Annotated in this window: 19 protein-coding genes, 1 tRNA gene and 2 pseudogenes; 14 read left to right on the top strand and 8 right to left on the bottom strand. The window is 66.2% G+C overall.

Annotated elements, in window-relative coordinates:
- From ACDELDRAFT_RS08780 to ACDELDRAFT_RS08735, 11 genes and pseudogenes are all read left to right on the top strand, one after another.
- Positions 1-447 (top strand): tetratricopeptide repeat protein (locus ACDELDRAFT_RS08780; RefSeq protein WP_005795651.1); only part of this gene is annotated, 447 nt, incomplete at its 5' end.
- Positions 444-905: pseudogene (locus ACDELDRAFT_RS26195) on the top strand (ExeA family protein); the annotation flags it as partial. The gene ACDELDRAFT_RS08780 and the pseudogene ACDELDRAFT_RS26195, both read left to right, overlap by 4 nt.
- 923 nt (positions 906-1,828) lie before the next feature.
- Positions 1,829-1,912 (top strand): annotated as a pseudogene (locus ACDELDRAFT_RS26190) (hypothetical protein); the annotation flags it as partial.
- A complete protein-coding gene (locus ACDELDRAFT_RS08770; RefSeq protein WP_005795646.1) occupies positions 1,896-3,641 on the top strand; it encodes a GspE/PulE family protein in 1,746 nt (581 codons plus the stop codon). The pseudogene ACDELDRAFT_RS26190 and the gene ACDELDRAFT_RS08770, both read left to right, overlap by 17 nt.
- Before the next feature lie 22 nt (positions 3,642-3,663).
- Positions 3,664-4,938 (top strand): type II secretion system F family protein, encoded by a 1,275-nt coding sequence (locus ACDELDRAFT_RS08765; RefSeq protein ID WP_005795644.1) that lies wholly within the window; start codon positions 3,664-3,666, stop codon positions 4,936-4,938.
- Between the two features lie 123 nt (positions 4,939-5,061).
- A complete protein-coding gene (locus ACDELDRAFT_RS08760) occupies positions 5,062-5,637 on the top strand; it encodes a hypothetical protein (protein ID WP_005795643.1) in 576 nt (191 codons plus the stop codon).
- A gap of 23 nt (positions 5,638-5,660) precedes the next feature.
- The gene (locus tag ACDELDRAFT_RS08755) at positions 5,661-6,401 is read left to right on the top strand and encodes a PulJ/GspJ family protein (RefSeq protein WP_232504746.1); all 741 of its coding nucleotides are present in this window, start codon (positions 5,661-5,663) and stop codon (positions 6,399-6,401) included.
- Positions 6,402-6,423: 22 nt separating this feature from the next.
- A complete protein-coding gene (locus ACDELDRAFT_RS08750; RefSeq protein WP_005795639.1) occupies positions 6,424-8,631 on the top strand; it encodes a hypothetical protein in 2,208 nt (735 codons plus the stop codon).
- The gene (locus ACDELDRAFT_RS08745) at positions 8,628-9,845 is read left to right on the top strand and encodes a type II secretion system protein (RefSeq protein ID WP_005795637.1); all 1,218 of its coding nucleotides are present in this window, start codon (positions 8,628-8,630) and stop codon (positions 9,843-9,845) included. The genes ACDELDRAFT_RS08750 and ACDELDRAFT_RS08745 overlap by 4 nt, the downstream gene beginning before the upstream one ends.
- Positions 9,842-11,155 carry a prepilin-type N-terminal cleavage/methylation domain-containing protein gene (locus ACDELDRAFT_RS08740; protein WP_005795635.1) on the top strand — a complete coding sequence of 438 codons (1,314 nt, stop codon included), beginning with the start codon at positions 9,842-9,844 and terminating at the stop codon, positions 11,153-11,155. Before ACDELDRAFT_RS08745 ends, ACDELDRAFT_RS08740 begins: the two co-directional genes overlap by 4 nt.
- Positions 11,156-11,182: 27 nt before the next feature.
- On the top strand, positions 11,183-11,908 hold the full coding sequence (locus ACDELDRAFT_RS08735) for a type II secretion system protein (protein ID WP_005795634.1): 726 nt from the start codon (positions 11,183-11,185) through the stop codon (positions 11,906-11,908).
- 109 nt (positions 11,909-12,017) lie between these two features.
- Here the strand turns inward: ACDELDRAFT_RS08735 and ACDELDRAFT_RS08730 are convergent.
- A tRNA-Leu gene (locus ACDELDRAFT_RS08730) sits at positions 12,018-12,102 on the bottom strand.
- Positions 12,103-12,142: 40 nt separating this feature from the next.
- Here ACDELDRAFT_RS08730 and cysM point away from each other — a divergent pair.
- The 3 genes from cysM (at position 12,143) to ACDELDRAFT_RS08715 (ending at position 13,921) form a co-directional block, all read left to right on the top strand.
- Positions 12,143-13,045 carry a cysteine synthase CysM gene (gene cysM / locus ACDELDRAFT_RS08725; RefSeq protein WP_005795632.1) on the top strand — a complete coding sequence of 301 codons (903 nt, stop codon included), beginning with the start codon at positions 12,143-12,145 and terminating at the stop codon, positions 13,043-13,045.
- A gap of 72 nt (positions 13,046-13,117) precedes the next feature.
- Positions 13,118-13,666, top strand: coding sequence for an NUDIX hydrolase (locus ACDELDRAFT_RS08720; RefSeq protein ID WP_005795631.1), 549 nt, complete (start codon positions 13,118-13,120; stop codon positions 13,664-13,666).
- A 27-nt stretch (positions 13,667-13,693) separates the two neighbouring features.
- Positions 13,694-13,921 carry a sulfurtransferase TusA family protein gene (locus ACDELDRAFT_RS08715; protein WP_005795629.1) on the top strand — a complete coding sequence of 76 codons (228 nt, stop codon included), beginning with the start codon at positions 13,694-13,696 and terminating at the stop codon, positions 13,919-13,921.
- Positions 13,922-14,131: 210 nt separating this feature from the next.
- On the opposite strand, the gene galU is transcribed toward ACDELDRAFT_RS08715, so the two are convergent.
- From galU to ACDELDRAFT_RS08680, 7 genes are all read right to left on the bottom strand, one after another.
- Positions 14,132-15,019 (bottom strand): UTP--glucose-1-phosphate uridylyltransferase GalU, encoded by an 888-nt coding sequence (gene galU, locus ACDELDRAFT_RS08710; RefSeq protein ID WP_005795627.1) that lies wholly within the window; start codon positions 15,017-15,019, stop codon positions 14,132-14,134.
- Positions 15,020-15,100: 81 nt separating this feature from the next.
- Complete coding sequence (locus ACDELDRAFT_RS08705) at positions 15,101-17,998, bottom strand: valine--tRNA ligase (RefSeq protein ID WP_040328554.1); 2,898 nt, start codon at positions 17,996-17,998, stop codon at positions 15,101-15,103.
- A 177-nt stretch (positions 17,999-18,175) separates the two neighbouring features.
- A complete protein-coding gene (locus ACDELDRAFT_RS08700) occupies positions 18,176-18,802 on the bottom strand; it encodes a VOC family protein (protein ID WP_005795625.1) in 627 nt (208 codons plus the stop codon).
- 391 nt (positions 18,803-19,193) lie between these two features.
- Positions 19,194-19,769 (bottom strand): YceI family protein, encoded by a 576-nt coding sequence (locus ACDELDRAFT_RS08695; protein WP_005795624.1) that lies wholly within the window; start codon positions 19,767-19,769, stop codon positions 19,194-19,196.
- A gap of 52 nt (positions 19,770-19,821) precedes the next feature.
- Complete coding sequence (locus tag ACDELDRAFT_RS08690; RefSeq protein WP_005795623.1) at positions 19,822-20,397, bottom strand: YceI family protein; 576 nt, start codon at positions 20,395-20,397, stop codon at positions 19,822-19,824.
- Between the two features lie 29 nt (positions 20,398-20,426).
- Complete coding sequence (locus ACDELDRAFT_RS08685) at positions 20,427-21,002, bottom strand: cytochrome b (protein WP_005795621.1); 576 nt, start codon at positions 21,000-21,002, stop codon at positions 20,427-20,429.
- Between the two features lie 260 nt (positions 21,003-21,262).
- Positions 21,263-21,816 (bottom strand): heme biosynthesis protein HemY (locus ACDELDRAFT_RS08680; RefSeq protein ID WP_005795619.1); only part of this gene is annotated, 554 nt, incomplete at its 5' end.

The following is a 21,816-nucleotide window of genomic DNA, read 5'->3' as shown; positions in this document are numbered from 1 at the left end:
GCGGCACCACGCCCAGCCCCTGCCCGGCGCGCGCGCCAGGCCAAAGCTGAAGCAGTGCCCATTGCTCCTGTGGTGGACGAAACGCCGGTGGAGCTGCGATTTGCGCGTTTTGTTGCCGCCATGAAAGACGCACGGACGGCGGATGCCGAACGTGAACTGGCTGCCCTGCGGGACCGGCTGCCGGCGGGCTCTTTGGGGCTGCTGCGCGCGCAGGCCTGGTTTGACCTGCGGGCCGGGCGCGATGCGGCAGCGGCAGACGGCTACCGGGCGATTCTCGATCGCATGCCGGGCGACGAAGAGGCGGCCGTCAACTTGGCCAGCATCCAGGCACGCCAGCAAAAGCCCGAGGAGGCACGGGCGACGCTCGACGCGGCGGCACGTGTGCATCCAGATTCCAACGCCCTGCGCGCGGCGCTGGCCCAGTTCACTCCAGCCGCCCGCCAATGACCGCCAGCCCGATCTATGCCGCGCTGGGGTTGTCGCGCAACCCGTTTCCGCCGACGCCGGATGCGGGTTCGTATTTTTTTACACCGCGTCTTGAAGAAGATTTTGCCGAGATAGTGCACTGCATCGAGGCCCGCAAGGGCTTCGTGCTGCTGACGGGTGAGGTGGGCCTGGGCAAGAGCACGCTGGTGCGCCGCCTGCTTGATACGTTGCAAGGCAAGAATTGCCATTCGGCCCTGATCCTCAACACGTTCTTGCAGGACAGCGCCTTGTTGTCGGCCATCCAGGCTGACTTCGGTCTGGCTCCCTCGGCTACGCTGGAGCAGGGGCTGGCCCGCCTGACCGATTTTCTCGTGGCCGGGCATCAGGCGGGCGACATCAACCTGCTGGTGATCGACGATGCACAGAACCTGAGCGTGGAGTCGCTCGAACTCGTGCGGCTGCTGTGCAACCTGGAGACAGGGCAGGAGAAGCTGCTGCAGATCCTGCTCGTAGGCCAGCCGGAACTGGAGCAGACGTTGGCACGGCCTGAGCTGCGCCAGCTCAAGAGCCGCATCGTCAAGCATGCACGCCTGAGTGCTCTGCACAAGGACGAGGTGGCACGCTATTTCGATTTCCGTGTCAACGCTGCTGGCGCCGAGGGGCGCCTGTCGCTTGAGCCGGCTGCAGCACAGGTCCTGTACCGTGCCACGCAGGGCAACCTGCGCCGCATCCACCTGGTGCTGGACCGCTGCCTTTACGGCCTGGCCAGCGCCCGCGCTTCGGTGGTGACGGGTGCGCTGGTGCAGCGTGCCGTGGCCGACCTGCCTGCGCTGGAGGGTGAGTCTGCATCAGATGCTGCTGCGCCCGTGTCGCGCCGCCGCAAGGCGTGGATTCTCGCGGGTTTGCTCGCGGGCACCACGGCCACCGTGGCCGTGGCCAGCCTTGGCCTTGCGCCCCAGCGGCAGGCCATTGCGCCGGGGGCTCATGCCGTAGCGCAGGGTGCGCTCCTCCCAACGCCTGCCGAGTCTGCACCGGCGCGGGCCGCACCAGGCGCTGCACAGGCGCCGGCATCGGCCGCCTCTGCCGACCCGGTTTCACCACGGCGAGCCTGCCAGCGCCGGCTTGAAGGCCTTGCTGCACCCGGTGAAGTCGTTCATGTGCAGCGCGTGCCGGAGGGCATTTCCGACACCCTGAAACTGCTGCCCGGGCTGTGCCGGTTCGCGGAGGGCAACGAGGCTTGGGTGGCCTGGGTGGGGCGCGACGATGCGCGGAGCATTGTGGCTGCCCAGCAGGTTACGCGCCAGGTGCAGGCCCGGCTCAAGAGTGCCGGTCTGCTCGATGCACGCGAACGCGATGACGGTTTTTTGGTTCGAGAACGGCAGAGGCGCTTGCACGCTTTCAGCAACAGCACGGTCTGGCCCCCACCGGCAAACCCGACGAGCTGACCTTCTTACTTCTGGAGCATCAGGATGCATCCCTCCGCTGAATCATTGCTGGAGACCTCGGAGCCGACGGCTCCATCTGGCGCCATTGCCGCCGATCGCCTGGCGGTGCTGGCGGAAAAAGGTCCTTTCCTTGGCACCGCGCTGGTCAACGCAGGCCTGGTGTCGGCCGTGGCAGTCGACTACGTGCTGCAAAAGCAGAAGATCGAAAAGGTGCCCATGGGCAACCTGCTGGTTGAGCTGGGCTTTGCGAGTGCGAACGATGTGGCACGCCAATTGGCAGGGCAGCGCGGCCTGCGCTTTGTCAGCGCCGATGAGCTGCCCGAGCCCGATGCGGCGGTGGCCGGGGTTTTCAACCGGTCGCTGTGCCTCACCTACGGATTCTTGCCCCTGCGGGAAACGCCCGAGGGCCTGATTGAAATCGTGCTGGGCGATGCGCAGCCCGAGGCCGTCACCGATCTCGTGCAGCGCAAGCTGGGCAAGGGCTGCCGCTTTTTCCAGGGCGAGTTCGACAGCGTGGCCCAGGCCATTCAGCAGCACTACTATTTTGCCGAGCATCCGCCGGCCCGCCTGATCGAGAGCGAGGTGCGCAAGCTGGAGGCGGACGTCGACCGCGCCTACAGCCCCGCGCGGCTTCTGGAACACATGCTGCACCTGGCCGTGCGCGAACGTGCCACCGACATCCACCTTGCGCCCACCGCGCGCAGCCGTTCGGTGCTGCTGCGGGTCGATGGCGTGCTTCGGCCCGTCTTTGCGCTGTCGCCCGCATTGGACCGCCTGGTCGTGTACGTCAAGCTTCAGGCCGACATGGATGCCAGCGAGCAGCGCCTTCCGCAAGACGGCAGTTTCACGGCCCAGGTGATGGAATACAACTTCACCATCCGCGTGTCCACGCTCATTTCGGAGTTTGGCGAACGCATGGTCCTGCGCCTGTTGCCGGAGCGCAGCAATCTGGACAAGCTGGCCGACCTGGGTTTTCTCGAAGAAGATGTCGCGGCCATGGCCAAGGCATTTTCGCGGCCGCACGGGCTGATCCTGATCACCGGGCCCACGGGCTCTGGCAAGAGCACCACGCTGCATGCGGCACTGCGCATGCAGCCCCTGGTGGAGCGCAACGTGCTCACCGTGGAAGATCCGGTGGAATACCGCGTGCCGGTGGCATGCCAGACCGAGGTGAACCGCCGGGCGGGCTATGAGTTCGCCAATGCCATGCGGCACTTCCTGCGGCACGACCCCGACATCATTCTGGTGGGCGAAATCCGCGACACCGAAACGGCGCGCGCCGCGCTGGATGCATCGTCCACCGGGCACCTGGTGTTGTCCACGCTGCACGTGGGCAGCATCTTCGGCGTGATGCCGCGCCTGAAGCTGCTTGGCGTGGATGCCGAGACCATCGCCGAAAACCTGGTGGCCGTGATCAACCAGCGCCTGGTGCGGCGCGTGTGCCCGCATTGCGCGCGGCCCCATGCGGCCACGGACGATGAGCGGCGCTGGCTCGGCGCAGCCGGGGCGGGCGAGGCGGTGCAGGTTTTCCGGGGAGTTGGCTGCCACCACTGCCGCGATACCGGCTACCTGGGGCGTCTGCCCGTCTATGAAATGTTGGTGGTCTCACGCGACCTGGCCGATGCCATTGCATCGGATGCCACGCGCGCCGAGATGCGGCAGCGCGCCCTGGCGTCGGGCATGCGGCCCATCCTGACGCTGTCGCGCCACCGCGTGCTCGCGGGCGAGACCACCATGGAAGAAATCCTGCGCGCAGTCGGGGAAGACTGAGCCTTTCGGGCGGAACCTCTGCATGGCCAACCTCAATACTTACTACTACAGGGTGCTGTTGCCGCACGGCGCGGTGCGCTCGGGCCTGCTGCGGCTGGCGGTCAAGCGCGACCTGTCGGCGCGCATGCGCCTGGAGGCCGACACCGAAGGCACCGTCATCGGGCTTTGGCGCTTCCCGCCATGGCTGGCCATGGTGACCGATTTGTTGATGCACCTGTTCCGCAACCAGGTGCGCGCCGAAGACCTTGCTGGCTTCCTGCGCGACCTGGGCCTGATGATGCGCGCGGGCGTGCCCGCGCTTGATGCGCTCACCACGCTGGTGGAAGAAAGCAACAGCGTGGGCAACCGGGCCATGGCGGCGGTTGCGCGCAACATGCTGGAAGACCTGAATGCCGGGGTGGGGATGACGGACGCGTTCAACCGCCATCCCAATGTGTTCCCTGAAACGGTGCGCAACCTCGTGTCCATTGGCGACCAGACGGGCACGCTCGACCGGATGCTCGCCGAGGCTGCGGAACATGTGGAACGCATGATCAACATCCGGCGCGACATCAAGACGGCGCTGATCTACCCGTCCTTCGTGTTTGCTTCCATCATCGGGGTGGCGATCTTCTGGATCTATTACGTCGTTCCCAACATGGCGCGGCTGTTCAAGCAATTGCAGGCCAAGCTGCCGCCCATCACCGAAGGGCTGGTGGCGTTTGCGGATCTGCTGTCTGCCCACCTGCCATGGGTGCTGCTCGTGACAACCGTGGTCGTGGTGGTGTGCACGGTTTTCTTCAAACGGTCGGAACGGTTTCAGCTGGCCACCTACAGCCTGCTGCACCGCCTGCCCATTGCCCGGACCTTGCTGGTGTCTTCGGGCATGGCCCATATCACCGAGCACTTGTCGATTCTGGTGCGGGCAGGGGTTGACCTGGTGTCGAGCCTGCGCATTCTGGGGCGTGCCACCAAGAATCGCTATTACCGCAGCCGCCTGATCCTGGTGGCCGACTCCGTGTCGCGCGGGGAATCGGTGTCGTCGTCCATGCGCCGTGTGGGGGGGTTCCCGGCCATGGCGGTGCGGATGATCTCGGTAGGGGAAGAGTCGGGTAGCCTGGACCAGCAACTCTCGCACCTGGCGGCCGACTACCGCAAGCGGCTTGAAGTGCTGGTCAAGTCCCTCGCCGAGATTCTCAAGCCCGTGATCATCCTGATCGCCGGCGGGTTGTTCCTCTTTCTTATCGTGGCGTTGCTCCTGCCCGTCTACGACCTGGTCCGCCAGTCGGTGGCCCAAAGCATGGGGGCCGGGCAATGAGTACGGGCACGTGCCGGGCGACCAAGGGCGGCGCGCAGTTGGCGTTGCCCGCCGGTGTTGCTGCAGCGCTGGCGTTTTCTTGTGTGGTGAAGGCCTGCCTGTTGAGCAGTGCGGGGATTCCGAATGCGTAAACCTGTCTGGATTGGCGCGGGGCTGGGGGTGTTGGTGCTGGCCCTGTTGGGCGCTGGTGCCTGGATGAACCGCGCGTCGCCCGATGCCGGCGTTCCTGCCACGGGCCAGGCCGTTCGCAGCCCAGGCGCGGGCCTGCCGGCCGGTGGTACACCTGCTCCGGCGCTGGTCGCCGACGCGGCCTCGCAGGCGCGGTCTTCACAAGAGTCGCAGGAGCGCCGCCGGCGGCTGGCAGAAGTGCGGGCCGAATTCAACGCGCTGCGGGCCCAGGGTTTGCAGGCACCGCCAGAGAAGATGCGCGCCGTCGTGGACGAGCTCGAGGCGCTGTCTCCGCCGGGGTTTGATCCCCGCTATTTCCAGACGCTGCGCAGCCTGCTGGACACCAGTGCCCAGATCCAGAAGCTCAATAACGAGCTGCAGTCGATCAGCAAGAGCACGTCGCCCAAGGACACGGCGCGCCAGCAGGCCATCCTGGCCGAGATGCGCGTGCTGGGAGAGCGCTCCAGCGTGCAGGCGCGCGCGCTCCAGTCGTACGTGCCTGCGGCACCTGCGGGGGTGAAGAAGCCATGAGTTGCAGGGCGTGCTGCAGGCGCTTGCGCGCGCGCCGCACGGCGCAGGCCGGCTTCTCGTTCGTCGAAGTGTCGGTTGCACTGGTGGTTGCGGGGCTCATGTCATGGGCGGCGTTCAGTGGCTACGAAACCGTTTCGGCGCAGCAAGCAATCGAACGCGGCCGCGCCGAGGCGCAGCAATTGCAGTCGCTGGTGCGCGCGTTTTCGCTGCGCCATGGCCGGCTGCCCTGCCCAGGCTCGGCGGCCGACGGTTATGAATCCTTGACGGCAGGTGTCTGCGCGGCCGGCAACGAGCTCGGCTGGTTTCCCTACATAAGCCTGGGCCTGGAGCTTCCGGTGCAGGGGCTGCGCGCCCGCTATTCGGTTTTGCGGGACGCTGCCGCCAACGCCGACCTGGCCGTGGCCAGCGAGCGCACGGGGGACGTGGCCGGCGACGCCACCTTCCTTGACGCGACCGACCTCATCGTGGGGCTGAACAACGCCGCGCTGCTGTCCATGGCCGTCAGCAGAACCTACCTCACCGGGGACGCGGGCGCGGCCGGAGCGATCGATTGCGCGGCCAACCCCGTCACCTCCGCTGCCTACTGGGTGGTGGTGCCCTTGCAGGACCGTGATGGCGATGGCGATCGGCTGGATGCCCCCCACGCCATGAACAGCCTCTGCGCTGCCAGCCCCTTTGCTCCAGTGCGGCAGGCTTCCGACGATGTGGTGGCGGCAGAGTCGCCCGCCCAGCTGGCCGGTTGGCTGCGCGCCAACTTGCCCTAACGGCCACAGCCCTTTTCATTCCATGCTGCCCACTTTCCTGACCGTTCCTGCCACCCGGCCCATGCCGCGCCACTTGCGCGGCTTCGGCCTGCTGCAGGTGCTGCTCCTGATTTCAGTGATGGCCGGCCTGGCGGCCATGGGCTACCTGCAGTGGCGCGAGCGCGCCGGCGTGGAGTCGTCCCGGCAGGAGCGCCAGGTGCTGGCACAGGCAGACCAGGCCATCGTTGCGTTTGCCACGGTGATGCGCCGTCTGCCTTGCCCGGACACCAACCGCGATGGCGAGGAAGACTGCGGGAACGTGGATGCACAAAAAGGCTGGCTGCCATCGGTCACCTTGCGGCTTGCGGGGGCGGACCCCGGCGTGGACGTGGGCCAGTTGCGCTACCTCGTCCAGAGGGGGGCGGATGCCAACAACCTGACCACACTGACCGACACCTGGCGTCCGCTGGCCTACGACGATAGCGGCGAGACTTTCTCCTCCATGCAAGCGGGGTCGTATCCCAGCGATATCCTGACTCTCACGGACCTGTGCCAGCGCCTGGAGACCGCGCGTACCACGCCGTTGGGCGCCTCTCTGGCCCGTGTGAACACGGCGCCCTTGCGGTCTGTGGCCTATGCGCTGGCGCACCCCGGCAACACCGACGCTGATGGCGACGGCGATCTGTTCGACGGTGCCAACTCCAATGCGGGAGCCAACGCGAACCTGATGGAAGACCCCGCGCGCCGGCCTCTGCTGGCCACCTACAACGACCTCGTGCTGGAGCGCTCGTTCACCAGCCTGCAGGCGGATTTTCACTGCCGGCCGTTGATCGATTCGATCAACACCGTGGCGCTGGGCCATGACGTGGTGATCCAGGTCGCGCAAATGCGCGACGACAACATTGAGGCCGCAGGCCGCGCCGTGGCCTTCTCCACGCTGGCGACCATCATGACCGGGCTGGAGATCGCGCTGGCGGTGGCCGAGGGCATTTCTGATGCCGGCAACGCAGCCGCGGAGTGGGTGATTTGCGCCGCCTCGCTGGGCCTGGCGGTCAATGCCTGCGCCGCCGCGCCGCAGCACACCGCAGCCATCGCGCTGGCGGGTGGGGTGGTGTACGCCAACATTGCTGCCGCGGTGCTCAATGCCACGGCGGCCGGCATTGCTGCGGGCGCATTGGTGCTGGCATCGAACACTGCCACGCCCGACCAGGCCTGCCCACCCCGTGACACCAGCCTGCTCACCCAGTCCCTGGTGAGTGCGCAGGCAGAGCTGTCCAGTGCCGCCAGTGCCCGCCTCGCCGTGCAGACGGAAGTGGCGAACAAGACGATCGAGTTGAACGCAGCCATTGCGGAGCGCGATGCCGCTGTCGCCACGCTGGTGAACGTGGTGCGGGGGGGCGCTGCATCCTCGCAGCTCGACGGGCAGGTGAGCCAGTTGATCGCGGCCGCGGGTGGTTGGGGCTCCGCGTCGTACAACCGTGATGCGACCGAGTCGCGCTTGACGCAGGCCACCAAGGAGCGCGACCTGTGGGCGGCAGAAGTGGCCAAATACAACGCCATGCTGGCGGACACGGCGGGCACCATCGCACGGCTCACCAGCGAGATTGCCGCGCTGGATGCGCTGATCGCCACCAATCCGCCCAACAAAGCCGCTTTGATGGACCAGCGGGCCGGAAAGGACGCCGAACTGAAGCTGGCCAAGGACACCGCAGGGCTGACGGCCGTGCGCGACAAGGCCGCCGCCTCGCTGGCAACCGCCCAGGCCGCGCTCGACAACGCCACGGCAGCGCGCGACGCCGCTGTTACCAGCTTCAGCACAGCGCAGACCAGCTACCAGACGGCGTACGCCAACCTTGTGAACGGCGCTGCGCGGTACGCTGTCTACAACGGCAGCGGCCAGGTCATCGGTTACCGGTGCACCACCGCGTGCCAGCCAGGCGACACCAGCATTTCGGGTGCGCTCAACAGCGCGCTCGTGGATCTGTTCGGCCCGGCGGCCAGCAGCGGCCCCAGCCCCGATGCCAAGTACCTGCGGCCCATCAAGGTCCAGAAGGAACTGGATGCGCTGAACACCAAGCTTGCGGCCGCCCAGAAGAGGGAGAGCGAGGCACAGTACCAGGTTGACCAGTTGCAGCAAATGATCAACAACCCCGCCGCGTGCAACTCGACGGGTACGGCCGTGATTCCCATGACGCCCGACCAGGCGCAGGACATCCTCGTGGAAGTGGATCGCAAGGGAGGCACGCGATGAGCAGACGCCGCCTCATTTCGCGCCAGGCGGGCTTTTCGCTCGTGGAGCTGGCCGTGGCGTTGGTGATCATTGGCGTCATCGGCATCATTGCCTGGCGCTGGATTGCAACCACGCGCGAGCCCTTGCAGAGGCCGGCCGTTCTCAGCCAACTGGCCGAGGCGCAGGTTGCCGTGGAAGGGTTCGTGCTTTCGCGGCACCGCCTGCCCTGTGCCGCAGCAGACACCAGTGGCAACGAGGATTGCGCCAGTGCCACGGCGGCACTGCTGCCCTGGCGCACCCTGGGCCTGGGCAGCCGTTTTGGCGCGCTGCACTATGGCGTCAACCGGGGCGGCGCAGGGCTTGACCTTGCGGCCCTTCCCCCCGCATCCGTGGCGCCCGATCTGAACATCGATTTCAGCCCCGCCATTCCCGTGCTGGCGCTGTCCACCGACGCCAGCGTGAACACGGCCGCCGCTGCGGTGACGGCGGCCATCACGGCCGCAGGCAACCGCCGCGCGCAGGTCAATGGGCTGGACTGGTGCCGCGTGCTGCGCCGTTATGCCGCCAATCCTGCTGTTGCGGGCACGCTCCAGGCCGGCAATCCGGGCGCCAGCATGCCCGTGGCGTTTGTGCTGGTGCACCCGGGGTTGAACAACGTGTTCGAGGGCAGCAACGTCCCTGGGGGCGCTGGCGGGTGGCGTTTCGATTTTCCAGGGCGGCCCCAGGCAGCCGATTTCGATGACATTTCGCTGGCGGTAGGACCGGCCGATCTGTCGGCCCGCATCGGTTGCGCTGCGCGCCTCGGCGGCATGCAGGCGGCGGGGCAGGGTGCCTACACCGCCTACGACAATGCCCGCGTGGTGCAGGAGTACTGGTCGCTGCGGGTGTTCGACATCGACCAGGCACGGTCGGCGGTGGCGGGGGCCGAGTCGGGTGTGGCGTTGGCGGCCGTCAACCTGGCGCTTGCCGTGGGCAGCGCTGCGCTGGCCATTGCTTCGGCGTCCAACACCGAAGGCGTCACGATTTTCGGCATTGCCCTGGCGGCGGCGAACGTGATCACGGCGGGCATCGAGGTGACCCTCGCAGCCGTGGACCTGGTGCAGGCCCAGGAAGCGCTGCAGGCTTCCATTGCCAAGGAAGCCGCTGTGCGCGCTTATGTCGTGCAGCTGTACGAAACGTTCACGCAGGCCATGAATGCGGCGGTTTTGCTGGACCTGAAGGGGCTCAATCCATGAACCGCCGCATGAGGGGCTTCACCCTGGTTGAACTGTCGCTGGTGCTGCTGGCTCTGGGGCTGATATTGCCGGGCGCCGTGATCTTTTGGCAACTGTCCGAGCGGCACCGCGTGACCACGGTGCAGATGGACGCGCAGCGGCAGTCGCGCGACGCCGTGGTGGGCTTTCTGCATTCCCACTACCGGCTGCCTTGCCCCGCCGCGGACACGCAGGGAGTGGAAGACTGCGCCGCGACGCGCCAGGTCGGCATGCTGCCCTGGCGCACGCTCGACCTGCCGCGGCCCGAGGCAGGAGCCTTGCGCTACGGCGTTTACCGCGCGCCAGCGGGTGCAGGCGCCGCGGCCGCGCCTTTGGACCAGGATCTGGCCGTGGCCCGTGACCGCATGAATCCGCTGCGTGTGCGCACGCCCGACCCGATCCCGCTCAATGCCAATGCCCCCAACCCCAATGCGCCGCCCACCCCGACAGCGGCAGCGGGCCTGCTGGGAATCACGCAGTCGGGCAACGATGTCGCCGTGCTCAATGCGGCCTGCAACGCGGCCAATGCGCCTCCGTGTCCGCTGGGTGTGGACAATGCCGTCAACCTGATCGACGTGTGCCTGGCTCTTCATACCGCCAGCGATTCGCTGGTAGCGCCTGCAGGGCGGCTGGCCACGCAGGTCGGGGCCAGCAGGCGCACGGCGGCATTCGTGATCGCTGCGCCCGGCATGCTGGACGCCGATGGCAACGGCCAGGCCTTTGACGGCGCCAATGCCACGGCCAGCAATACCGACCCCACCTTCGAAGCGCCCGGCCGGGCGGTGACCACCACCTACGACGACATCGTGATGGCGGCGAGCCACACCGAACTCTTCGCCGAACTGCACTGCGGCGCCGTGCTGTCCGCGGTGTCGCACGCGCATTTCAACGTCGCCACGGGCGCGCTGGTGCTGGAGCGCGCCATGTACGACTACCGCGACCAGCTCTATATCGCCGTCGTGCTGGCGGGTGGCGACGTTGCCTCCGCCGCCGCTGGCGTGGCCTCGGCGGTGGCAGGATCGCTCGACGCCGCCAAGGAAATGGTGTCGGCCGTGGCGGATACCACCATGTCCGCCGGTGCACGCGCGTTCCAGATCGCGCTCGCCGCTGTAGGGATAGGCCTGGCGGTGGCCAGCGACGTGGCCGCCGGATATGCCGTGGTGGACGCCGCACTGTCGCTGGCAGAAGCCACGGAGGTGCACAACGACTTTGCCGCACGCACCACGGCGATGACCGAGCTGGCCCGCTCGGTCAACGTGAATGCGCTGGTGGCAGACGCCATCGGCCACTGATACCTTTCGATCACCGAGTTACGCACCATGATGTCCCTGCACCCCCACCACACCGGCGCGCGCCGCCAGCGCGGCTTTTCGCTGATTGAACTGAGCGTCGTGCTGATCGTGATCGGCCTGGTGCTGGGCGCGGTGGCGGTGGGACGCGATCTGCAGCGCTCCGCCGCCAACCAGCGCCTGTCCACGGACTTCATCCAGGGCTGGCAGCTGGCATACGAGGCCTATTTCAACGGCGTGGGCCGTCCACCCGGCGACAACCCGCTCGACCCCACCGGCCGCGTCAACGGGAGCGCAACCCCTGCGGGCCAGCCCCTGTGCGGCAACGACATGATCAATGCCTTTCTTGCCGCCGGCATTCGCGTGCCGACCGGGCGCACCGAAGGCCAGCAGGACCGCTATGTGTACCTGGACAGCAACGGCAACCCACAAGAAGTGCGGGTGTGCTTCCAGAGCGTGGCATGGGCCGAAGCGGGCGCGTCGGTGGGCACGTACGTATCCCGGCCCCGCAACGTCATGGTGATCCATGGGCTCACCTTCTCGCTGGCGGGCGCACTCGACCAGCAGATCGACGGACGCAGCGATGCGCGCTTTGGAAGCCTGCGGGAAAGCACGATGGCCAACAACGTGACGCCCAATAACCCGGGACAGATCTGGCCTGTTGATGACCGTATGGCGTTTGGCTCGACCGTCGCCACGTCGCTCGATGAATCGCAGGTGGCGGTGGTCGACGCCTACTTCAAGATGATGCGCTGATGGGCGGTGACAGCCGGCGCGCTGCCTGAAGACCGCCAGTGGCGACTGGCGGCGAGGCCGGAGCAAAAGAAAAAGGCCGGTAGCTTGTGGAAGCTACCGGCCTTATCTGTGGTGCCCGGGGCCGGAATCGAACCGGCACGCCTTGCGGCGGGGGATTTTGAGTCCCCTGCGTCTACCAATTTCACCACCCGGGCTGAAATTCGGGGAGACCCAAATTATGGCACAGTAGGGCGCATGAAATATCCGACGATTGAAGACGCGGTGGGTCACACGCCGCTGGTGGCGCTGCAGCGTATTGGGGCACAGGACAACGCGGCACGTGGCAATGTGGTGCTGGGCAAGCTGGAGGGCAACAACCCTGCCGGCTCGGTGAAAGACCGCCCGGCGCTGTCGATGATCCGCCGTGCCGAAGAGCGTGGAGAGATCCGACCGGGTGACACACTCATCGAGGCAACGTCGGGCAACACGGGCATCGCGCTGGCCATGGCTGCGGCCATCAAGGGCTATCGCATGGTGCTGGTGATGCCGGAGGACCTGTCGGTCGAGCGGGCCCAGACGATGAAGGCTTTTGGCGCCGAACTGATGCTTACCCCCAAGAGCGGTGGCATGGAGCATGCGCGCGACCTGGCCGAAGCCATGCAAAAGCGCGGCGAGGGCAAGGTGCTGGACCAGTTTGCCAACCCCGACAACCCGCGCATCCACTACGAAACCACGGGGCCGGAGTTGTGGGAGCAGACCGGTGGCCGCATCACCCATTTCGTGAGTGCCATGGGCACCACCGGCACGATCACGGGAGTATCGCGCTTCCTGAAAGAGAAGAATCCTGCGGTCCAAATCATCGGTGCGCAGCCGCAAGAGGGCTCGCGCATTCCGGGTATCCGCAAGTGGCCGCAGGAATACCTGCCCAAGATTTACGACGCCTCTGCGGTCGATGAGATGGTCTATGTGAGCCAGGACGAAGCCGAGGAGATGTGCCGGCGCCTGGCGCGCGAGGAGGGCATCTTTGGCGGCATTTCAGCGGCGGGCGCGTGCTGGGTGGCCCAGCAGATCGCGCAGCGCGAGAGCAACGCCACGATCGCTTTCATTGTGTGCGACCGAGGTGATCGCTACCTTTCCACCGGCGTTTTTCCCGCCTGAGGTTCGTTTTTATATAGAAAAGGCCGCTTGCGCTTGCCAGATAAGCGCAATCAGCTATCAATAGCGAAGCAAATGCAGTACGAAACCCGCCATTGCAGCCACTGTGGAACGCCACTTGCGCTGATCACGCTGGCCGAAGATGGCGGCGACAAGCAGCGTTTGCGCTGCCCTGCCTGTGGCTTCACCCATTGGAACAACCCCACGCCGGTGCTGGCCGCTGTGGTGGAGCTGGAAGGCCGCGTGCTGCTGGCGCGCAATGCCGCGTGGCCCGGCAAGTCGTTTGGCCTGATCACCGGCTTCATGGAGGCTGGTGAAACGCCGCAAGAGGGCATTGCGCGCGAGATTGCCGAGGAAACCAGCCTGCAGGTGAGCGCGCTGCAACTCATTGGCGTGTACGACTTCCAGCGCATGAACCAGGTCATCATTGCCTACCATGCGGTGGCCCACGGCAGCGTGCAGTTGTCGCCCGAGCTGCTCGAATACCGTCTCATCGAGCCGGCCAAAGTGCGTTGCTGGCCAGCAGGCACCGGTCTGGCGCTGGCCGACTGGCTGCGCGTGCGGGGGCACGAGCCCGAGTTCGTGGACTTTTTTGCGCGCACCGAGGCGGACAGCGCGGCATAAAATGGTCGCCATCACCCAGGAAGCATGATGGACATCCACAAGGAAATCGACACCCGCGGTCTCAACTGCCCGCTGCCCATCCTCAAGGCCAAGAAAGCGCTGGCGGACATGGCGAGCGGCCAGTTGCTCAGGGTACGGGCCACCGACAGCGGTTCGCTGCGGGATTTTCAGGCGTTTGCCAAGCAGACCGGCAACGAGCTGGTCGAGCAGCAGACTGCTGGCGACGAGTACATCCACGTCCTGCGCCGCCGCTGAAACGATCAAGGCCCTGGGCGCGGCGGGAGCGCCCGCCTCTTGGCCGCAACACGGGCAACCTCTGCTGCCGCACTGCCCGTGCCATTGCGCACTTCTCTATTTATGGCCTCAGCGTACGTGGCGGCTGCCAGTTCCAGGGTGGAGCGGGCCGTCGTCACCCACGCTGCAGCAGGCCTTGGCAGAAGAGGCCTGCTGCGCCTCATCCTGCCGTCACAGTTCCAGTGTCTGGAGGTATGCGCGAAAAGCCGCACCCACTTGCGGATGTTGCAGGGCCAATTCCACCGTGGCTTCGAGAAAACCTTCCTTGCTGCCGCAGTCGTAGCGCTTGCCCTCGTACTGGAAGGCGTACACCGCCTCGCTGTGCATCAGCCGGGCAATGGCGTCGGTGAGCTGGATTTCACCGCCTACACCGCGCGGCTGGTTGCGGATCTCGTTGAAGATGCCCGGCGTGAGGATGTAGCGGCCTGCCACGCCCATGCGCGACGGCGCGACGTCGGCCTTGGGCTTTTCGACAATGCGTTCGATGCGGATCAGCGGGCCGCCAGCGGGGTCTCCGGCCACGATGCCGTAGCGGTGCACCTGGTCGATGGGCACTTCCTGCACGGCGATCACCGAACGCCCCTGCTGGCGAAACGCCGTGGCCATCTGCGCCAGCACGGGCTCGCCGCCCTGTGGGCCCACCATCAGATCGTCGGCCAGCAACACCGCAAAAGGCTCGTTGCCCACCAGGGGTTCGGCGCACAGCACCGCGTGCCCCAGGCCCAGTGACCGGGGCTGGCGCACGAAGGCGCAGTCCATGTCATCGGGCTGGACCGAACGCACCAGGGCCAGCAGCTCGTGCTTGCCTGCGGTTTCGAGTTCGTTCTCCAGCTCGTAGGCCGTGTCGAAGTGGTCTTCGATGGCGCGCTTGCTGCGCCCGGTAACGAAGACCATGTGGCGAATGCCGGCGGCATAGGCTTCTTCCACAGCGTACTGGATCAGCGGCTTGTCCACCACGGGCAGCATTTCCTTGGGGCTGGCTTTGGTGGCGGGCAAGAAGCGGGTTCCGAGGCCGGCCACGGGAAACACGGCCTTTCGTACGGTAGTGGCAACAGTCATGGAATTCCTTGGTGAATGGGGGTTCAAACGCAGGCCGCCGCGTGGGCGCCCCGGCATGTGCGACCCAGTATGGCGCCGCTTTCAGCCCAACCGTGTCAGCTGATCGCGCAATCTGCCGAGCGTCGCGCCGAAGTCGGCCACGCGCTTTTTCTCCTGGTCGAGCACGGCGGCGGGTGCCTTGGCCACAAAGGCCTCGTTGGACAGCTTGCCATTGGCCTTGGCGATTTCGCCTTCGATCCGCGCGATTTCCTTGGACAGGCGGGCCTTCTCGGCGGCCACGTCGATTTCCATGAACAGGCACATGCGCGCCTCGCCCACCACGGCCACGGGCGCGGCTTGCGCGGCGGCGGCCCAGGCGGCCTCGTCGTCGAACACCTTCACCTCGCTGAGCTTGGCCAGCGCCTGCAGCACCGGCGCCACGCCGCGCATGAAGTCGGCACCCCCCACCACATACATCGGCAGGCGGGTGGAGGGCGAGACGTTCATCTCGCCGCGCAGCGCCCGGCAGGTGTCTACCAGGCCCTTGACGCGGGCCATGTGGGCAATGGCAGCTTCGTCGATCTTCTCGGGCTGCGCTTGCGGGTAGCGGGCAATGCTGACCGACTCGCCCGGGATGCCGGCCACGGGTGCTACCACCTGCCACAGGGCTTCGGTGATGAACGGGATGATGGGGTGCGCCAGGCGCAGGATGGCTTCGAGCGTGCGGATCAGCGTGCGGCGCGTGGCGCGTTGCTGCGCTTCGGTGCCGTTCTGGATCTGCACCTTGGCGATTTCCAGGTACCAGTCGCAGTACTCGTTCCAGACAAAGTCGTAGATCGTGTTGGCCACGTTGTCCAGGCGGTATTCTTCAAAGCCCTTGGCGACTTCGGCCTCGGTCTTTTGCAGCAGCGAGCTGATCCAGCGGTCGGCCTGGCTGAACTGCATGTAGCCGTGGGCCGGGCCGCCGGGCTGGCACTCTTCCTTGGTGTGCTCCTTCAGGCCGCAGTCCTGGCCCTCGCAGTTCATCAGCACGAAGCGGCTGGCGTTCCAGAGCTTGTTGCAGAAGTTGCGGTAGCCCTCGCAGCGCTTGCTGTCGAAGTTGATGCTGCGGCCCAGCGATGCCAGTGCGGCAAACGTGAAGCGCAGCGCATCGGCACCATAGGCCGGAATGCCCTCAGGGAATTCCTTTTGCGTGTTCTTGCGCACGGTGGGTGCGGTCTCGGGCTTGCGCAGGCCAGTGGTGCGCTTGTCGAGCAGGGGCTCCAGCGCAATGCCATCGATCAGGTCCACGGGGTCGAGCACGTTGCCCTCGGACTTGGACATCTTCTTGCCCTGCGCGTCGCGCACCAGGCCGTGGATGTACACATGCTTGAACGGCACGCGGCCCGTGAAGTGCGTGGTCATCATGATCATCCGGGCGACCCAGAAGAAGATGATGTCGTAGCCGGTCACCAGCACGGTGCTGGGCAGGTACAGGTTGAAGTCGTCGGTGGGCGCATCGCCTTGTTCAGGCCAGCCCATGGTGCTGAAGGGCACCAGCGCCGATGAGTACCACGTGTCGAGCACGTCTTCGTCGCGGCGCAGCTTTTTGCCCGGCGCCTTGGCCTGCGCCTCGGCTTCCGTGCGGGCCACGATCACGTTGCCGTCTTCGTCGTACCAGGCCGGGATCTGGTGGCCCCACCACAGCTGGCGGCTGATGCACCAGTCCTGGATGTTGTTCATCCACTGGTTGTAGGTGTTCACCCAGTTCTCGGGCACAAAGGTCACCTCGCCGCTGGCCACGGCGTCGATGGCCTTTTGCGCAATGCTCTTGCCGGTGGCATCGCCTTCGCCCACCTTGCTCATGGCCACGAACCACTGGTCCGTCAGCATGGGCTCGATCACCTGGCCGGTGCGGGTGCAGATGGGCACCATGAGCTTGTGCTTCTTCACCTCGACCAGCGCACCGATGGCTCCGAGGTCGGCCACGATGGCCTTGCGGGCCACGAAGCGGTCCATGCCGCGGTACTTGGCCGGCGCGTTCTCGTTGATGGTGGCTTGCAGCGTCAGCACCACGATCATGGGCAGCTTGTGGCGCTGGCCCACGGCGTAGTCGTTCTGGTCGTGCGCGGGGGTCACTTTGACCACGCCCGTGCCGAACTCCTTGTCCACGTACTCGTCGGCGATCACCGGGATCTGGCGGTCGCACAGCGGCAGGTTGACCATCTTGCCGATGAGGTGCGTGTAGCGTGCATCCTCGGGGTGCACCATCAGCGCCACGTCGCCCAGCATGGTCTCAGGCCGGGTGGTGGCCACCGTCAGACTGCCCGAGCCGTCGGCCAGCGGGTAGGCGATGTGCCACAGCGAGCCGTCTTTTTCTTCGCTCTCGACTTCCAGGTCGGACACGGCGGACTGCAGCTTCGGGTCCCAGTTCACCAGGCGCTTGCCGCGGTAGATCAGGCCCTGCTCGTAGAGCTTCACGAAGGTGTCGGTGACCACCTTGGAGAGCTTGTCGTCCATGGTGAAGTATTCGCGGCTCCAGTCCACGCTGTCGCCCATGCGGCGCATCTGCGTGGTGATGGTGTTGCCCGACTGTTCCTTCCACTCCCACACCTTGCTCACGAAGTTCTTGCGCGCCTCGGGCGGGGTGGGGCCCATGTCGTAGCGGCTGACGCCCTGCTCCTGCAGCTGGCGCTCCACCACGATCTGCGTGGCGATGCCCGCGTGGTCGGTGCCGGGCACCCACACGGTGTTGAAGCCGCGCATGCGGTGGTAGCGCGTGAGGCTGTCCATGATCGTCTGGTTGAACGCATGGCCCATGTGCAGCGTGCCCGTGACGTTGGGCGGGGGCAGCTGGATGGAGAACGCGGGCTCGCCGGCCTGCGGGGCTCCAGTGCCCCGAACCCCGGCGGCGCCATAGCCGCGGCGCTCCCACTCGGGGCCCCAGTGGGCTTCCAGGGCGGCGGGTTCGAAGGACTTGGAGAGGCTGTCGAGGCCGGGTTGTGCAGTGGTGTCGCTCATGGCGGGGATCGCAAATGAAAACGGCATCCCCAAAGGATGCCGTCAGGTTGACCGGAGGCGGGATGCTCCGGATTTTACCGGCCCGCCCGCGCAGGTGGTCCAAGTCGGGTGTTTTGATGCATTTTTGACCTATTGTGCTTTATTGGTAAGCGCTAGTAGCTATCAAATTAAGAGCAATCAAGATTGCGTCGGAACGAATTCCGGGCGGTCGTTGGTCTGGGGCTTGAGGGGCTCTGCGGCCTTGCCTGCGGCGCGCTCCTGGCGCCACTGCTCCTTGCGGGCCGTCCATTCGCTGAGGCGCTGGTGGGCCGTCTCGCTGTCCTTGTGCATGCGGGCCGCATCGGCGAGCTGGGCGGTGAGTTCGAGCCGGATGCCGTTGGGGTCGAAGAAATAGATGCTCTTGAAGATATGGTGATCGGTCACGCCCAGCACTTCAATGCCGTGGGCCTCCAGCCGCGCCTTGGTGTCGACAAGGTTCTGCACCGTGTTCACGCGAAACGAGATGTGGTTCACCCACAGCGGCGTGTTCGGCGAGGGGGCTGCCTTCACGTCGTCGCCCAGGTCGAAAAAGGCGATGAACGAGCCATCCTGCAGGCGAAAGAAGAAGTGCGTGTAGGGGCAGTATTCGCCCGTGCTGGGCACGTAGTCGCTCTGGATGATGTGGTATAGGGGCAGGCCCAGGATGTCTTCGTAGAAATGCCGCGTCTCCTCGGCATCGCGCGCCTTGTAGGCGTAGTGGTGCAGCTGCTCGATGGCGGCGGGCGGTGGCAGGGTGGCCGGGTCGGGGCGGGGGGCGGCATGCATGGCAAGGGTCTCCTTGGATGGGTAGCGCAATTCTACTATTCGTAATTGATTTACGTTAAGTTAACTCCGGAAGGCAAAAGGCTGGGGCGTGAAGTGCCGGCATGGGGCCGCGGTGGAGGCTCGGGCGCACCCACGCGGTGCGCAGGGATAGGTAATTCGCTCTGGCGCAAGGAAGGCAGACCGCACTAAGGGTGTGGGGAGTGGGAGCGGGGGATGAGGGTTGGGCTGGCACGGAGCGAGGGTGCATCCGGCATGCCATGGTCGCCGAGGTGCGTGCGGGTGCGCGCGCGGCGCGACGCGCTGCGGCTGAGGATTGGGCACGCGCAGTGCCCGCCATGAAAAAAGCCGCCTGCCGGGGGCCAGCAGGCGGCTTGGTACGGAAGCCGGGGGCTTACTGCTTGACGGCTTCGACCTGGATCACCAGGCGCACGTTCTTGGGGAAGCCCCAGTCAACGCCGTAGTTGATGCCGAACGCGGTGCGGTCGATGGTGGCCTCGAAGTCTCCACCGCAGACTTCGCGCTTGAGCATGGGGCTGTCGTAGCAGGCGAACTGGTTGGCCTTCAGGGTGACGGGCTGGGTCTTTCCGGCCAGCGTGAGTTGGCCGTCAACGGCGGTGACCTTGTCGCCCTGGAAGTGGAACTTGTCCGAAACAAACCGCGCCGTGGGGTATTTGGCCGCGTCGAAAATCTCGGCACTTTGCAGGTGCTTGTTGAACGTGGCCGTGCCGGTGTTGATCGAGGTGATGTCGAGCGTGATGTCGACCTTGCCGCTCTTGCCGGCCTTGTCGAACTGCACGCTGCCTTCCTTCTTGTCGAAACGGCCGCGGTTCACCGACGCGCCGAAGTGGCTGATCTCGAAGGTGGCAAACGTGTGCGTGGGATCGATGGCGTACTCGGCGGGAGCGGCGTGGGCCATGCCAGCGGCCAGGGTGGCGGCAGCGGCCAGGGCGAAGAGGGAAGTGCGCATGGAAAAGATCTCCGTGGATGCGTTGAAGAAAAGGGAGGCGAAAAAAATGCGGTCAGAGCTTGCCCACGCCGGTCAGCGCGAGCTTGAATTTCACTTGCACGTCGTCGGCCACCATCGAGGTATCGGCCCACTCGTTCTCGCCGATCTTGAAGGCCAGGCGCTTGAGCGGCAGCACGCCGGTGGCCGTGGTGGTGGCGCCGTTTTGCACCAGCGTCACAGGCACGACCACGTCGCGGGCGGAGCCCTTGATGCTGAGCTTGCCGGCCACTTCAAACTTGCCGGCGCCCAGCGCCTTGATGGTGCTCGACTGGAAAGATGCCTGGGGAAACTGGGGCACGTTGAACCACGTGGGCTTGGGCAGCTCGGCGTCGGTCTCGCGCGAGCCCATGGTGGCACTGCCGGTGTCCACGGTGAACGCGATCTTGCTCGTGGCGGGCTTGGCGGGGTCGAAGCTGATCTGGGCGTCGAACTTCTTGAAATGGCCTTCGAGTGGCACACCCATCTGGCGGGCGGTGAACTGCACTTCGCTCTGGGCGGGCACCAGTTTTTGCTGGGCCAAGGCCGGTTGCGCTGCCATCAGGGCGGCGCCCGCGAGGGCGAGGGTGGCGAAAGGGGTTGAAATCTGCATGGAAACTTCTCCAGGGTGGTCGGCAGGGATCAGCGGCGTCCGGGCAGCATGCGCTGCAGCAGCCCGTCGCGGTCAATGAACTGGTGCTTCAGCGCGGCGGCCACGTGCACGGCCACCAGCGCAGCCAGTGCAAATGCGCTGAGCTTGTGCAGCGGCTTGATGGCGTCGGCCAGCGCAGGGCTGGCGGCGACAAAGTCGGGCAACTGCCACAGCCCCAGAAACACGATGGGAAAGCCGGCGGCCGAGCTGTAAGCCCAGCCCAGCAGCGGCACGGCAAAAAACAGTGCGTACAGCACCTGGTGGGCGGCGTGGTGCGCCGTGTGTTGCCAACGCGGCATGGCTGTTTCCACGCGGGCTGGTAACGGCGGGGGGCGGTGGGCCAGGCGCCACGCCAGCCGCAGCAACGACAGCACCAGGATGCTGACGCCGGCCCACTTGTGCCAGTTGTAGAACTTCAGGCGCTGGGGAGAGAAGGGCAGATCGGCCATGTAGACGCCAAAACCAAAGAGGGCGATCAGTGCAATGCCCAGCAGCCAGTGCAGCAGCATGGCGGTGCGGGTGTAGCGGGGGGCGGCGAGGGCCTGGCCAGGGTGGGTAGATGGCATGTGGGCTGGTGCGGCAGGGCATCCGGCGGCCGTGGCGCGTGGTACGCGCCGGGCCTGGGGGCTGGGTGGATCGAAATGCCAAGTCTATGAAGCCGCAGGACCTGCGGGCTTCAGAGGAATTGACGGAATGATTCAAAAAAACTGAATCGATTGCCGATCTACGATCAAAGTTCCCCAATGCATGCGAAACCGCAGCGAGCCCGCACAGGCGGTGCAGGTGCAGGCTTGCGCCAGCGGCCACGCGGTGGCCTGCAGCCGTGTCAGTGCTCCAGCGCGGCCTTTTTCCAGGCCGTGGCGGCGGCTTCGCTGTCGTTGCGACGCTCTGCCAGCTCGGCGAGGTGGCGCCAGGCACTGGCGCGCAGGCTGGCGTCGGGCAGTTGCGGGGCGGCCTGGGTGAGCAGCTGCTGTGCCTTGCCCCAGAGCTGGTGTTTCAGGCAGGCCACGCCCGCCAGGTACTGCAGGCGGGCATCGCGCGGGTTGGCAAGCTGCGCTGACTCGATGCGGGACAGCCAGGGCGCGTCGAGCGTGTCGAGGCCCGCTTCGAGCGCACGCACCAGTTTCAGCGCGTGGTGGTCGGACAGGCCGCCCGGCACTTTCACCATGCGTTCCCATACCGGCAGCAGCCAGGCGCGCACCTGGGCCGGATCGCCGCCCAGGGCGGCCAGGCGCAATGCGGCATGGATGGCCAGCTCCGGCATGTTGCGCTCGGAGGGCTCGAGTTGCACCCATGCCTGCTGGAGCTGGGCAGTGTCGTGCGCGCTGTTGATGAGTTCGGTGGCCAGGCCGCGCACGATGCTCTGCGCGGCGCCGGCCG

Origin of the sequence: Acidovorax delafieldii 2AN, from assembly GCF_000175235.1 — a bacterium.
Lineage (GTDB): Bacteria > Pseudomonadota > Gammaproteobacteria > Burkholderiales > Burkholderiaceae_C > Acidovorax > Acidovorax delafieldii_B.
The sequence above is the reverse complement of the archived record's forward strand: the minus strand, read 5'-3'. Positions and strand labels throughout refer to the sequence as shown.